Below are 14,565 nucleotides of genomic sequence, written 5' to 3' on the forward strand. Positions count from 1 at the left end.
AATGGATTTACTACTATCAAGTGTTGCACAAGGTTTCTTGTGGGCTATGCTAGGCATGGGGGTCTACTTGACCTTTAGAATTTTAGATATGGCTGATATGTCAGCTGAAGGGACTTTTCCATTAGGTGGTGCGGTGTCAGCAGTCTTAATCGTGAACGGTATGAATCCCATTCTGGCTACCCTAGTTGCCATGGTTGCCGGTGCCTTAGCTGGTGCTGTAACGGGTCTTTTACATACTAAAATGAAAATTCCAACCCTATTATCAGGGGTACTGGTAATGACCGGTCTTTATTCAATTAACTTAAGGGTTATGGGTAAGGCTAATTTGCCCTTACTCGGTCAAGATACGGTAATTAGCCTGTTTGAATCTTTTGGCCTTAACCGAGTGATGGCAACAATGCTGGTCGGCCTAATCTTTGTTAGCCTAGTGATTTTAGCCCTAGTCTTGTTTGTAAATACCTCTTACGGTCTGGGCTTTAGAGCAACAGGGGATAACAATGTGATGGCAGAGGCAAACGGGATTAAGACTGAATCTATTAAGGTAGTTGGTTATATGCTATCTAATGGTTTGATTGCTTTATCAGGTGCTTTAATTGCCCAATCTAATGGTTACGCTGATGTCGGTATGGGAACTGGTACAATTGTTATTGGCTTGGCTTCATTTATTATCGCTGAAGTTATTTTACGCAGTATTTCTTTTGGCAAGCGACTAGTAACGATTGTTATAGGCTCTATTATCTACCGGGTGGTTATTGATACCATCATGCAACAAAATATATTGCCAATTCTACCAAGTGATATCCGTATCTTATCTTCAATCGCACTTGCCTTGATCTTATGGTCGCCGGAAGTATCAGCTTGGATGCGTAATCGTAAAGCTAAACAGGGCCAATAGGAGGATAGAAATGACTGAAATTTTACAATTAGAAAAGGTAAATAAAATTTTTAATACCGGTACAGTTAATGAAAACCATGTCACCAAGGACTTTGACTTGACTTTAAGATCAGGTGATTTTGTTTCGGTTATTGGTTCAAATGGGGCAGGCAAGTCAACCTTGCTCAACTTGATTGCTGGGACCCAGCAGCCAACGTCTGGTTCTATCAAACTTAATGGCAAAGAAATTGCTAATGTACCGGCTTATAAACGTGCCAAATATATCGCCCGGGTTTTTCAGGATCCACAAATGGGGACCGCTAGAAACTTGACAATTGAAGAAAATTTGGCTGTTGCTTATAAGCGGGGGCATAGTCGAGGCTTTAGCTTAGGTGTAACTGATCAAATGCGGCAAATCTTTAAAGATCATCTTAAGGAGGTTGACCTAGGCTTAGAAGACCGTTTAACTACAGATGCTGGGGCTTTATCAGGCGGTCAACGTCAAGTATTAACGCTATTGATGGCAGTTTTACAAACGCCAGATATCTTACTCTTGGATGAGCACACAGCTGCCTTGGACCCACGCACAGCTGATATGGTAATGAATTTGACTGAGAAATTAGTGAATGAGAATCATATTACTTCCTTGATGATTACCCATGATATGAGTGATGCCATTCGTTATGGTAACCGCCTAATTATGCTCCATGAAGGCAAGATTGCTGTCGATGTTGCTGGCCAAGAAAAGGCAGATTTGACTGTTGATGACTTGATGAACCTCTTCCAAGCTAGTGTCGGCGCTAGCTTGACTAATGATGAAATTCTACTACAAAGATAATTATCAAGATTAAAAAAATATGTTACACTATAAATACTGATTTGGCATAAAAGCCAGCTACAAAAGTGAACCTGAGGTTGAACTTTTGGGCTGGTTTTTCTTGTTGACAGTGATAAAAGGAGAAGATGAAATGAAAGATAAAAAGACACCCTGGTTAGGGATTATATTAATGATGTTGGCGTCATTGATTGCTGTGACCGGCGAATTACTGCCCTCAGGCCTACTTTATGAGATTAGTCAGGATTTAGGGGTCTCTCATGCCCAAGTGGGCTACTTGCTAGGGGCCTCAGCCATAGTGGCTGCCTGTACCACCATGATTACCACCCGACTGCTGACAGGTTTTAATCGCCGCTATGTTTTGATTGGTGTCGCGCTAGGTTTTGCCTTAGGTAATTTTATTGTTGGTTCAGCAGCCAACTTTGCTATGGCTATTATTGGACGCATGATCACGGGCTTATGTGTGGGCATGTTCTGGCCTTTAATTGGTACCTATGCCCGCCAGGTAGCGGATGGACCCCGAGCTGGCCAGATTATGACTATCGTATTATCTGGCTCAACTATTGGTGTTAGCTTGGGTCTGCCTTTGCTGACTAAATTGGGTCAGAGCTTAACCTGGTCTTGGAGTTTTTATGCTGTTACTTTATTGTGTCTATTGGTAGCTGGTCTAGGGCTGTTTGCATTGCCATCAGTCCCAGGTCGACCTGCCCAGGATACGGTATCGCCGATTAATATTATCAAGCGTAAAAATGTTCAAACGGTGCTCTTGCTAGTCTTACTATATGTTATGGGTCAATATGCTAGTTATGCCTTTATTCAGTTGGTATCAGACCGGATTGGTCTAGCCATTACGACTAGCCAGCTGATTTTTGGGATGGGTGCTATTTTATCCATGGTGATTGTTAGTCGCTTTATTGATCAGCATTTCCACCAATTACTCGGTGCGGTTATTGCCTGCGGTGTCGTCACTATGCTGATTTTTCTTTTTCTAGCTAAGTGGACCTGGTTAGGTGGGCTAGCAATGGGATTATGGGGCTTATCTTATGGCCCCCTGTCAGTCTTGTTACAGAATGCCGTGATCAAGCAAGCACCCAAGGCCGGGGATATTGCTGTATCAGTCCAATCCACTGTATTTGATTTTTCCATCATGCTAGCCTCAGCTATCGGTGGGCAAATTCTGGCTCTAATGGGATTGCCAGCTGTGTTAATTTTTGCCTGTGCGATGTTCGTATCAGCTTGGGTATTGGTCCAACAAAGAAAGGAATTATTTATTTAGTTAAATAAAATTCTTTAGCTTGATTATTAATTCATATCATAAGTTATAATAGGGGACGCAAAAAAACCGGAGCTAGTTAACTAGCTCCGGGTTTTTTCAATATTACGATTATTTAAGAGGTAGCTTAGCACGAAGTTCCTCGGCCATAGCTTCATATTCTTCCTCATTCAGGTATTTTTCATCTAGGTTCATGGCAAAAGGTGTGCCCCACTCAACTTGACCTTCGTATTTAGGCACTAAGTGGAAGTGGAGGTGGCTACCGCCATCACCGTAGGCACCATAATTGATTTTGTCTGGTTGGTATAGTTCATGCATGACTTCTGCTACTTGCGCAATTTCATCAAAATAAGCATGACGGGTTTCCGCATCAATATCCACCAGCTCTGAAACATGCTCCTTGTAGGCAACGATGATACGTCCATGATGGCTTTGTTCTCTAAATAGGATAACTAGACTGTGTTCCAGTTCCCCCACTAGGTAGCCAAAGTTATTTAATAATTCACCTTGTTGGCAATAGCCACAGTTTGGGTCTTTTGCAACCATTTATCTTACCTCCGTTATTATGAATTTAGTCTTGTTAACACTTACATTCTATCATAAAAACGGCCTTAATAAATACCAGTCAGATTATTTATTGCGGAAAATTGTAAAAATAGCTTCTAAAGCTGCTGCGATTGGTAGGTTATTCATGATTGGCCTCCTTTCTCTTTTAAAATTTATTAACACTGAGAATTATAGCTGATTGTAAATTTAATGTAAAGGTAATTGACTACAAATTTACATCAATTTTACATAAAATTTACAATTAGCCAAGGAAAAGGCAATAAATATAGCTAATTTCCTAATATAATAAGCTTTTAAGCAAATAAAAGCTGTGACTCGCTTGGTCACAGCTTTACGATTAAAGGTTTAACTATTATAAAGATTTTTGCTGGCGTAATTAGCATCGCTTGTAATGTCAATACCCAGACGTTTCAGCACTTGTTCATTCTCTAGGGAAGGCATGAAGGTGGCGTGGGCTTGGCAGTTAACCAACTGGTCTAACTGGTCATAGGCAATTTTGGCAGTTGGGTTAGTGACGGCAGAAATAGCTAGGGCGATTAAAATTTCATTAGCATTTAAAGCTTGGACCCGATTACTGAGAGCATCGCGCTTGAGTTCTTGGATGGTATTTAAAATCATGGGTGCTACCAGATCAATATTATCGTTAATACCGGCTAAGGTTTTTAGGCTATTGACAATAATAGCAGCTGAAGCGTCCATGACGTCACCATTACGTCCAGTGACAATCTGGCCGTCAGCTAGTTGCAGGGCCATCACACCTTGGATGTTGTCAACGCCTAGACGGTCTTGAACACTGGCTTCATAGTCACGGGCTGGTTGTACCACGACTCGGTCAGTTGGCTGTAGGTCACTTTCTTCCATAATGATTTGCATCCGTCGGCGGACCTGCTTGTCGGCATGGCCTTTAAAGTAGTCATTTTCAATATTGAAGTAGCGGCGGATAATTTCCTGGTTAGCAGCCTTAATAACTACCTCGTCATCGATAATGCCGGAAGCAATGTAGTTAACGCCCATATCAGTTGGTGATTGGTAAATAGAGGGGGCCTCAGTGATGTTTTCAATAATTCTTTTAATCACGGGGAACATATTGATATCACGGTTATAGTTAACCGCCACTTCACCGTAGGCTTCATAGTGGTAGTTATCGATCATATTAACATCATTGAGGTCAACAGTGGCAGCCTCATAAGCAATGTTAACTGGATGCTTAAGGGGCAGGTTCCAAACGGGGAAGGTCTCGAACTTGGCGTAAGAGGCGTTCATACCCCGTTTATGCTCATGGTAGAGTTGGTTGAGGCAGGTAGCCAATTTACCAGAACCTGCGCCTGGTGCTGACACAACCACAACAGGTTTGGTTGTTTCGATATAGTCGTTTTTGGCAAAGCCTTCAGGGCCAAAAATAGCTTCAATATCAGTTGGATAACCTGCAATAGCCTGATGGGTGTATACCTTAATGCCACGGTTTTCAAGGTTCTTAATAAAACCCTTGGCAGCTGGCTGGCCAGCATAGCGGGTAAGCAGGACACTATTAACCGGTATATGGTAATTTTCATATTCACGGATTAGACGTAATACTTCTTCATTATAGGGGATGCCGTAGTCGCCACGTATTTTGTTGGATTCAATATCACCCGCATAGATACAGATAATAATTTCAGTCTTGTCACGAATGGTTTGCAAGAGCTTCATCTTGGCATCCTCGTCGAAGCCCGGCAGGACCCGCTTAGCATGCTTGTCACCGATAAGTTTGCCCCCAAATTCTAAATAGAGTTTATCCTTGCCAGCAACTCGACTGAGGATTTTTTCAGATTGTTCTTGTAGATACTTGTCTGTATCAAAACCAATTTTTCTCATGTTTTCCCCACCTTAAAGTATATTCGCTACTACTGTAGCACACCCCTAAATGATATAAAAGAGTCGAGACTTTTGTAAAGTTAATTTTCTACCAAGACAGCTATGCTAAAATAGGGGGTAAATACACTTTAGGAGGTCTGCCATGTTAATTCCTATTGACCAGGATAGCCAGCAACCCCGTTACCAGCAGATCTATCATTACCTTAAAAATCAAATAATGACTGGCCACTTACTAGCTGGCCATAAGCTACCCAGCAAGCGGCAGCTGGCCCTTGATAATGGTATTAGTCAAAATACAGTAGTACGCGCCTATGACCAGCTCCTCGTAGAAGGTTATATCCAATCCAAAGAACGATCTGGTTACTATGTCTGTGATATTAGCTACCAGACGCTAACACCTCCAACTCAGCCCAACCAGGCGAGGTCAACAGAGCAATCATCTAATGATTACCAATTAGATCTCAGTAAGTCAATTCCTGACCAGGATATTTTCCCCTACACTAAGTACCGCCAAATTTATCGTCATATTTTAGCGGGAGAAGATAGCCTGATTTTAGACCAGTTTAGCCACCAGGGTTTAGTTGATTTGCGCCAGCAGATTCAAAATTATCTACAAGTTTCTCGGTCCGTGCCCTGCCAGGCTGACCAAGTGGTAATTGGTGCTAGTTTTAACCAGCTCTTCACAGACCTAATCAGGTTGTTTGACCAGCCCCTGGACCTGGCTTTGGAAGATCCGGGCTATCTAAAGGCTAGCCATTTAAACCATCTCAGTCAGGTCAAGACTTGGCCAATACCTCTGGCTAGTGATGGACTAGATTTGGACGCTCTGGCTGCTTCGCCAGCAGATTGGGTGTGTGTTACCCCTGGACACCAGTACCCCACGGGATCAATTATGCCCATGAAAAAAAGACTACAACTGTTAGATTGGCTGCAGATTGGTGGCAACCGCTATATTATTGAAGATGACTATGATAGTGAATTTAAATATGGTGGTCTAACTATCCCGTCACTCAAACATTTAGACCACCAGGACCGGGTAATTTATTTTGGGTCTTTTACCCGGACGCTAGCGCCTGGCTTACGGGTAGCTTATATGGTCCTCCCACGTCATTTAGTAGTCCGCTATCAAGACAAATTTTCCCATCTATCTTCAACAGTCTCTAGTTTGACCCAACTAGCACTAAGTGAGTTTATGAGGCAGGGTGAGTTTGCTAATCACTTAAACCGTACTAGACGCTATTACGGTCGTAAGCGCGACCAAATAATTAAAGCCTTGTCTAAGTATGATCCAGCTGGCCAGGTATATGGAGAAGAAGCGGGGCTACATATACTCTTTAAGCCTAGTCAAAGCTTTGATTTGGTCCAGTTCAAAAAAATGGCTGGATCAGCTGGCCTTAAAATCCGTAGCCTGGCTGATTTTTCAAGTATTTGTCAGGCTGGTTGGGAAAATATTCTGTTCATTTCTTTTTCTGCGGTCCCTACAGCCATGCTTGATAACTTAGCTCACGATCTAATTAAATGGGTAAAAGAAAGTGCGGTAGTAAAAAAAAGCTAGCCAATTCGGCTAGCTTTTTTGTGAAGCAAATATAGGATGGTTAACGTAATTTGTAGTTGACCATAAATTTACCATCTTCATAAGTGATATACCAAGATTTATGTTTACGCGCATCGAAGTGCTTGTCAGCATAGCGCTTAGCAGCTTCGTTACTATTCAAAGCTGGCCGCTGGTCAGTTTGATTAGCCTGACCTGGTTTTGCTTGCTTACCTTGGCCAGGAATGATCAGTTTGTCTCCGACTTGTAAGAAGTTAGAAGTAGCCTTATTAGCCTTTTTCAAATCAGCCACAGACACATTGAACTTGTTGGCAATCTTATAGTAGTAGTCACCAGCTTTAACGGTATAAGTAGTTTCTGTTTGCTTGATTTCTGGTTTACTTACAGCTTGGTCAGCTGGTTTTTGATTTGCTTGCTGGTTAGGAGTGACCTCCTTGCGGCCACCATCCTTGAAGTCATAGAAAACATGGTAGCCATCTTTAACATAGTCTACATACCATTGGTCATGTTTTTTATAGTCAAAGTTATCTTTGGCAAATTTAACTGCATCATTAAGCTTGCTGAAGGCTTTTAATCCATCCTGGTCGGTTTTTTCTGGTTTATTTTCATCAGGCTTGTCTGCAGTTTGATTTAGGCCAGGAATGACTAGCTTATCACCAGGATATAACATGTTAGAAGTCGCTTTATTAGCTTTTTTCAAAGCCTCAACAGTGACTCCGTGTGCCTTAGCAATCTTGTAATAGTAGTCACCAGCTTTTACAGTATAAGTTTTGGCTGGCTCAACTGTTTTTTCTGCTTTATCAGCGGGTTGATTGCTTGGCTTATCGGCTGGTTGGTCAGTTTTTTTATCTGTATCTACCTGGCCAGGAATGACTAATTTATCACCAATTTGTAAGAAGTTGGAAGTCGCTTTATTGGCCTTCTTCAAGGCCTCAACAGTGACCCCATAACGTTGCGCAATCTTATAGTAGTAGTCACCAGCTTGAACGGTGTAGATGGCCTGTCCGTTAACTTCTGCCTTGTTTTCACTCGGTTTTGCTGGTTCGTCAGACTTTTCAGCGGGTTTATCCGCTGGTTTTTCTGGTTCAGCTTGCGCTTGCAGGGGTTCGAAATGGACAAAGTAACGGCCATCCTTGTAGTCAACCCGCCATTCTTTATGGAGGTGCCAGTCAAAATTAGCCTTGGCATAATCGATGGCTGCTTGGTTACTTGTAAAGCCAGCTGCTGGATCTGTCACTTCGGCTACTGAATGATTCGTTTCTGTATCATTTTCGCTATCAGCTTCAGCTTGTGTATCGCTAGCTTGTGGAATGACTAACAAGTCACCGGCTTGGATAAAATTATCAGTTTTATGGTTAGCGGCCTTTAATTCTTCTAGGCTCACACCATGATTCAGGGCAATTCGATAAAGGTTGTCCCCGCTTTTGACTTGGTAGTTTTGGTCGGCATAAACCGCTTCTTGGCTGGCTACTAGCGCAGCGGCACTAGCCAAAGTCAGAGAAGTGAGGGTTAGCATACTTTTCTTGTTCATTATAAATCCCTCCTCAATTAGTGGAAGTAAATCTTCCTTCACCTGTATTATAGCACTGATGTAATGGTTTTCAAAGTTAATCAAGCTAGTATTAATAATTAATTAGCAAAAAAATGCCTAAGAATGGACCTATCAATTTAGAGAGTGCTTGGGTATAATGGGACCAGTTACAAACTTCCCGATAGGGTTTACCTTGATTGTGGTAAATGTGCCTTGTAACCAATATAAAAAATGGGGGAATATAATATATGACTTTAGAATTATTTACATCAGAATCAGTTACTGAGGGGCATCCTGATAAAGTGGCTGATCAAATATCAGATGCGATTTTGGATGCCATCCTAGCTCAGGATCCACTCGCTCGGGTAGCCTGTGAGACAGCTGTTAATACCGGTTTGGTCCTGGTTTTTGGTGAGGTGACAACTACTGCTTATGTTGATATCCAGGCGATTGTCCGTCAAACCATTCGTGAAATTGGCTATTGTGATGGTCGTTTTGGTTTTGATGCTGACCAGGTAGCAGTTTTAGTTTCTTTAGATGAGCAATCACCTGATATTGCTCAAGGAGTCGATGATGCCCTGGAAAGTCGAGGGACCAGTCAAGAGATTGGTGCTGGCGACCAGGGGATTATGTTTGGCTATGCCAGCGATGAAACGCCATCTTATATGCCTTTAGCTATTTCACTCAGCCACCAGCTAGCCCAACGCCTAGCTCAGGTACGTAAGGAAGGAATTCTAGACTATTTAGGTCCAGATGGCAAAACCCAGGTTACAATTGAAAGTGACCAGGGCCAACCCAAGCGAATTGATACCATCGTGATCTCTACCCAACATGATGAGGGGGTAACACTAGATCAGGTTCGCCAAGATGTGATTAATCACGTGATAAAGAGCGTGGTGCCAGCTGAGTGGTTGGACGACCAGACCCGTTACTTGATTAACCCGACTGGAAAATTTGTTATCGGAGGCCCAGTGGGAGACTCGGGTTTAACCGGCAGAAAAATCATTGTTGATACCTATGGGGGAACAGCCCACCATGGCGGCGGAGCGTTTTCTGGTAAGGATGCAACTAAGGTAGACCGGTCAGCCTCATATGCAGCACGTTATATTGCTAAAAATATTGTTGCAGCAGGCTTAGCCCATAGGTGCGAGATCCAATTAGCCTATGCCATTGGTGTAGCCCAACCAGTCTCTATTTATGTGGATACATTTGCAACGAGCGACTTTACCAGTGACCAATTAGTTTCAGCTATTCGCCAGGTCTTTGATCTAACGCCAGCTGGTATTATTAAAATGCTTGATTTACAGCAGCCTGTATATAAGCGAACTGCTGCTTATGGGCATTTTGGCCGATCTGAATTTACTTGGGAACAGACGGATAAAAGCGATCAATTAAAAATTGCTTTAGGATTGAAGTAAAACTAGGAGGACAATAAAATGCGTGCCGTAATTACTGTAATTGGCAAGGACCGGGTGGGAATTTTAGCTGATTTAGCCAGTGTTTGTGCCAAAAACCAAGCCAATGTTGTTGATGTTAGCCAGACGATTATGCAGGAATATTTTACTATGACCATGTTGGTAGAAATTGATCAAATCAATCTAGAATTCGAAGAATTTCAGCAGGCGGTAAAAGATTCTAATCCAGATATGACGATTCACGTCATGCACGAAGAAATCTTTAACCACATGCACCGAGTTTAATTAAGAATAGGTGGAACTATGATTAATCGTGAAAGTATTTTAGAAACCATTACTATGATTCATGAAGAGGATTTAGATATTCGGACCATCACTATGGGGATTTCTCTCTTGGATTGTATGGACAGTGATATTGACCGGTCCTGTCAACGGGTTTACGATAAAATTTATCGATCAGCTAAAGATTTGGTCAAGACTGGTGAAGCCTTGGAGGCTAAGTATGGGATTCCTATTGTTAACAAGCGCATATCAGTAACGCCTATCGCCCATCTATTAGCAGCCTCTGGTGGCGATCCACTCAAGTACGCGCGTACTCTTGATCAGGTAGCAGCAGATGTAGGGGTTAACTTTATCGGTGGTTATTCAGCCTTGGTGCAAAAAGGCTTTGGACCAGGAGACCGAGCTTTAATTGAGTCTTTGCCCCAGGCACTGGCTGAGACTGACCGGGTGTGCGGGTCAGTTAATATTGGCTCAACCAGAGCCGGTCTTAATATGGATGCGGTCGCATTAATGGGGCGGGTTGTAAGGGATTGTGCCACCTTGACCCAGGATAACCAATGTGTGGGCGCCACTAAGTTAGTTGTTTTTTGTAATGCCGTGGAGGATAATCCTTTCATGGCGGGCGCTTTCCATGGGACAGGGGAGGCCGATGTGGTGATTAATGTTGGTGTTTCCGGGCCTGGTGTAGTCCGCTCAGCCCTCAGTAAGTTGCCTAAGGAGGCTCCAATTCAGGAAGTTGCGGACCTGATTAAACGGACTGCCTTTAAGATTACTCGGGTAGGTCAATTGGTAGCTAGTGAAGCGGCTGACCGTCTAGGTGTGCCTTTTGGGATTGTCGATATTTCTTTGGCCCCAACTCCAGCTGTGGGGGACTCGGTAGCTTATATATTAGAAGAAATGGGTCTAGACCAAGTAGGCGGCCATGGGACTATTGCTACTTTGGCCCTTTTAAATGATGCCGTTAAAAAAGGTGGCGTTATGGCCTCGTCCAGTGTGGGAGGCTTGTCTGGTGCTTTTATTCCGGTTTCTGAGGATGCTGGTATGATTGCTGCTACTGAAGCTGGTAACCTGTCTTTGGCTACTTTGACTGCCATGACGGCAGTGTGCTCGGTAGGACTAGATATGATTGTGATTCCAGGAGACACATCTGCTGAAATTATTTCAGCAATAATTGCTGATGAAGCGGCGATTGGCATGATTAATTCCAAAACGACAGCCGTCCGTGTTATTCCAGCTATTGGCATGGCTGAAGGTGACCAGTTAGATTGGGGTGGCCTTTTTGGCCGCGCCCCAGTAACGCCCGTTAATCTGACTAAACCTGATACTTTTATCCATCGAGGGGGGCGGATGCCAGCTCCCCTGCAGAGTTTGAAGAACTAAATATGGAAAGGAAGTCTTAAATATGGCTATTTTAGAATTGACCTTATTACCAATTGCGACAGAAACGACCTCAGTCAGCGAATATGTGGCAGCCGCCTATGATGTGGTTAAGGATGTAACTGATGTCGAAGTGGAGTTAACGGCCATGGGAACTATTTTAACCGGGGATATCGACCGTCTTTTTGATCTAGTTCGGCAAATGCAGGAGGCTGTTTTTGCTAAAGGTATTGATCGGGTTTATACAGTGATTAAGATTGACGATCGGCGTGATAAAAAGGGACAGACAAAAGATAAGTTAGCGAGTGTGACAGCTAAGCTAACCGATAAATAATTAGATGGACTAGGCCTCGAGACTGATTTTTCCACTCTCTGAGGCCTTTTACTTTGAATTCGTTTTTATTTACGATAGGCTAGTAGTATAGCAATAAGGAGGAATTTATAATGAAAAAATTAAATTTAGCCCTAGTGACCTTGTCGTCAGCTTTCGTATTAGCTGCATGTGGCTCTAACCAAAATCAAGCCAACCAAGCATCAAGCTCAGAAGCAACTAGTCAAGCTGCCTCAAGTCAAGCAACTAGCCAAACCGAAAGTCAAGCTGCTTCAAGTCAAGCCAACGCTAACGTTGCGACAGGTATAGAAAATCAAGAATTTGCAATTAGTTTAGCAGATGCTACAGCTATTTTTAACGAACAGCAACCACAGGCTGGTGCCTATAAGGTAGAATTCGAAGAAGAAGATGGCCGCTACGTCTATAACTTCCATGGTTATGATGATACTTATGATTATGAAGTTGAAGTAGATGCACAAACTGGTGACGTTGTTGCCCAAGAAATGGAATCACAAGAGGGTGCTCGTCCTGAAATTCAATTTGGTACCTTCAAGTCTCCTGAGGAAATCATTGAATTAGCCCTAGCTCATACTGCTGGTGCAGTTGTTGAAGGCTGGACAATTGAATTTGAAGGTGACACCCTAGTTTATGAAGTTGACCTAACTGGTGATGTTGATTTAATTATCGATGCTAATTCAGGTGACGTTATTCGTGAAGATTAATTGCCTACTTAAAAAAGACTGGCCGCGGCCAGTCTTTTTTATTAAGGCTAATATTTACTAATTTTTTCAATCGTTGATTCCTGCATGCCAAAGTTCATATTTTTTAATCACTCAACTATTTTTCGTCAGCTGACCAGGTCCAGTCAATGTCTGGACCGGCAGGGACAATACCATTTGGATTGATGGTAGTATGACTCTTGTAATAGTGGGTTTTAATATGGTCAAAGTCAACAGTTTCTTTAACACCTGGCCAGTTGTAGAGGCGACGGGTGTATTCCCATAGCTTAGGGTATTGCCGTAGTTCTTTTAAGTTACATTTGAAGTGGCCGAAATAGACAGAGTCAAAGCGAACCAAGGTGGTGAAGAGGCGCCAGTCGGCTTCGGTAATCTGGTCACCGACTAGGTAGTCGTGGTCAGTCAAATGGTTTTCTAACTTATCTAATTCCTTGAAGAGTTTTTTAACTTCTTCTTGGTAGACATCTTGGTCAGTGGCAAAGCCAGCCTTATAAACACCATTATTAACAGCATCATAGACTTCATCATTGACTCGGTCGATTTCATCTATTAATTCATCAGGATTGTAGTTTCCTTCTTTGGCACCGATCCCATCAAAGGCCGAATTAAACATGCGGATAATATCAGCCGATTCATTATTAACAATTCTTTTTTGCTTTTTATCAAAGAGAACTGGTACAGTTACCCGACCAGTATATTCAGGGTCCTCATGCTGGTAAATCTCATACATATAGTCTGCTTGGTAAACTGGGTCGCTAATCACACCAGGCCCTTCCTCGAAGGTCCAGCCGTGTTCTAACATGACAGGGTTAACGACAGATACACTAATCATGTCTTCAAGGCCTTTTAGGCTACGGTAAATCATCGCCCGGCTAGCCCAAGGACAAGCCAGACTCACATAGAGGTGGTAGCGATCAGCTTCCGCCTTGAATCCGCCTTCACCTGTTGGACCAGGTTGGCCATCCGGGGTAATCCAATTTCTAAATTGTGAATCTTTACGGACGAAGCGTCCACCTGTTGACTCGGTATCATACCACTGGTCAACCCATTTACCATCTACTAGTAATCCCATAAAATCCTCCTTTTATACTGAACAAGTTACAATCCTAGTATACATTGTTTCTGTTTCGAAATAAAGTAATCCGGGCTGACGCCTAGTCAGCTATGATAAAATTTGATTGAGGTGAGTATATGAAAGAGATAATTATCCTATCACCAGCCAAGGAGATGGATATGACAGTGGGTCAAGAACGGCCTTTAGTTAATGCATATAGTAATCATGTTCGGTCAACTCTTTTAGAGATGAATTTAGAGCAAATCGGTCAGATTTTTAAAATCAAGGCAGATAAGGCCCAGCAAGTTGTGGCATGCTACCAACGCTTGCTAGATGATTACGCTAAACCTGCTAAAGCAACCTATCAGGGTCTGGCTTTTCGCCAGTTACACTTTGATCAGTTGGATTCCGAGTTCTGTGATCAACACCTGCGTATCCTGTCAGCGCTCTATGGCCCGCTTAAACCTAGCCAAGCAATTAATCCTTATCGGTTAGATTTTAATTGTCGACTCAATCTAGGGGATACTAGTCTACGCCAGGCCTGGTTGGATAACTACCATGACCAGCTGCAAGGCTATAGAATTTTTAACTTAGCCTCTCAAGAGTTTGCTAACCTAGTTAATCGTCAAGAAAATGAAGTGATTGATATAGTATTTCTTAGGGATGCTCGGACGCAGAAAGCGGCGCCTTCAGCAACAGCTAAAAAATTGCGCGGTCAACTAGCTAACTATCTCTTGCTTTACCAGGATTTTTCGTTGGCGAGCTTTAAGGATTTTACTAGTCTAGGCTATACTTACCAGCCAGAGCTGAGTAAAAAACAAAAATTGGTTTATGCAAACCTGGAATTGAGCGATTAACCTGGATTATTTGCAAACGATTGCAT

General features: G+C 42.7%; 14 protein-coding genes and 1 riboswitch. Of the genes, 10 read left to right on the top strand and 4 right to left on the bottom strand.

Translation table 11 applies throughout. From position 1 onward, the window contains the following. Position 1: 1 nt before the first annotated feature. The 3 genes from AWM75_RS05545 (at position 2) to AWM75_RS05555 (ending at position 2,985) form a co-directional block, all read left to right on the top strand. Positions 2–895 carry an ABC transporter permease gene (locus AWM75_RS05545; RefSeq protein ID WP_067979331.1) on the top strand — a complete coding sequence of 298 codons (894 nt, stop codon included), beginning with the start codon at positions 2–4 and terminating at the stop codon, positions 893–895. A 10-nt stretch (positions 896–905) separates the two neighbouring features. Beyond that, positions 906–1,712, top strand: coding sequence for an ABC transporter ATP-binding protein (locus AWM75_RS05550; protein ID WP_067979334.1), 807 nt, complete (start codon positions 906–908; stop codon positions 1,710–1,712). A gap of 130 nt (positions 1,713–1,842) precedes the next feature. Next, complete coding sequence (locus AWM75_RS05555) at positions 1,843–2,985, top strand: MFS transporter (RefSeq protein WP_067979336.1); 1,143 nt, start codon at positions 1,843–1,845, stop codon at positions 2,983–2,985. A 108-nt stretch (positions 2,986–3,093) separates the two neighbouring features. On the opposite strand, the gene AWM75_RS05560 is transcribed toward AWM75_RS05555, so the two are convergent. Both AWM75_RS05560 and AWM75_RS05565 read right to left on the bottom strand, forming a co-directional pair. Beyond that, positions 3,094–3,528: an HIT family protein gene (locus AWM75_RS05560; protein ID WP_067979339.1), complete on the bottom strand. Its 435-nt coding sequence runs from the start codon at positions 3,526–3,528 to the stop codon at positions 3,094–3,096. A 366-nt stretch (positions 3,529–3,894) separates the two neighbouring features. Beyond that, positions 3,895–5,403 carry a DUF1846 domain-containing protein gene (locus AWM75_RS05565; protein ID WP_067979343.1) on the bottom strand — a complete coding sequence of 503 codons (1,509 nt, stop codon included), beginning with the start codon at positions 5,401–5,403 and terminating at the stop codon, positions 3,895–3,897. A 142-nt stretch (positions 5,404–5,545) separates the two neighbouring features. On the opposite strand from AWM75_RS05565, the gene pdxR reads away from it, so the two are divergent. Further along, on the top strand, positions 5,546–6,958 hold the full coding sequence (gene pdxR, locus AWM75_RS05570) for a MocR-like pyridoxine biosynthesis transcription factor PdxR (protein ID WP_067979346.1): 1,413 nt from the start codon (positions 5,546–5,548) through the stop codon (positions 6,956–6,958). A gap of 40 nt (positions 6,959–6,998) precedes the next feature. Here the strand turns inward: pdxR and AWM75_RS05575 are convergent, their stop codons facing one another. After that, positions 6,999–8,486: a LysM peptidoglycan-binding domain-containing protein gene (locus tag AWM75_RS05575; protein ID WP_067979349.1), complete on the bottom strand. Its 1,488-nt coding sequence runs from the start codon at positions 8,484–8,486 to the stop codon at positions 6,999–7,001. A 162-nt stretch (positions 8,487–8,648) separates the two neighbouring features. Further along, positions 8,649–8,735: riboswitch (SMK box riboswitch) on the top strand. On the opposite strand from AWM75_RS05575, the gene metK reads away from it, so the two are divergent. The 5 genes from metK (at position 8,735) to AWM75_RS05600 (ending at position 12,613) form a co-directional block, all read left to right on the top strand. Further along, positions 8,735–9,904, top strand: a complete 1,170-nt coding sequence (metK, locus tag AWM75_RS05580) for a methionine adenosyltransferase (RefSeq protein ID WP_067979354.1) — start codon at positions 8,735–8,737, stop codon at positions 9,902–9,904. Its footprint overlaps the riboswitch before it by 1 nt. Before the next feature lie 18 nt (positions 9,905–9,922). Further along, entirely contained in the window at positions 9,923–10,186 is a 264-nt protein-coding gene (locus AWM75_RS05585) for an ACT domain-containing protein (protein ID WP_067979356.1), read from the top strand. 21 nt (positions 10,187–10,207) lie between these two features. Further along, the gene (locus tag AWM75_RS05590; protein WP_412459293.1) at positions 10,208–11,563 is read left to right on the top strand and encodes a PFL family protein; all 1,356 of its coding nucleotides are present in this window, start codon (positions 10,208–10,210) and stop codon (positions 11,561–11,563) included. Positions 11,564–11,585: 22 nt separating this feature from the next. After that, entirely contained in the window at positions 11,586–11,894 is a 309-nt protein-coding gene (locus tag AWM75_RS05595) for an MTH1187 family thiamine-binding protein (protein ID WP_067979361.1), read from the top strand. A 110-nt stretch (positions 11,895–12,004) separates the two neighbouring features. Beyond that, entirely contained in the window at positions 12,005–12,613 is a 609-nt protein-coding gene (locus tag AWM75_RS05600; RefSeq protein ID WP_067979364.1) for a PepSY domain-containing protein, read from the top strand. A 115-nt stretch (positions 12,614–12,728) separates the two neighbouring features. On the opposite strand, the gene AWM75_RS05605 is transcribed toward AWM75_RS05600, so the two are convergent. Continuing rightward, positions 12,729–13,700, bottom strand: a complete 972-nt coding sequence (locus AWM75_RS05605; protein WP_067979368.1) for a glutathione S-transferase family protein — start codon at positions 13,698–13,700, stop codon at positions 12,729–12,731. A gap of 119 nt (positions 13,701–13,819) precedes the next feature. Here AWM75_RS05605 and AWM75_RS05610 point away from each other — a divergent pair, with 119 nt between their 5' ends. Then, on the top strand, positions 13,820–14,539 hold the full coding sequence (locus AWM75_RS05610) for a YaaA family protein (protein ID WP_067979371.1): 720 nt from the start codon (positions 13,820–13,822) through the stop codon (positions 14,537–14,539). Positions 14,540–14,565 lie beyond the last annotated feature (26 nt).

This window comes from Aerococcus urinaehominis (genome assembly GCF_001543245.1).
In the GTDB taxonomy this organism is placed as follows: domain Bacteria; phylum Bacillota; class Bacilli; order Lactobacillales; family Aerococcaceae; genus Aerococcus; species Aerococcus urinaehominis.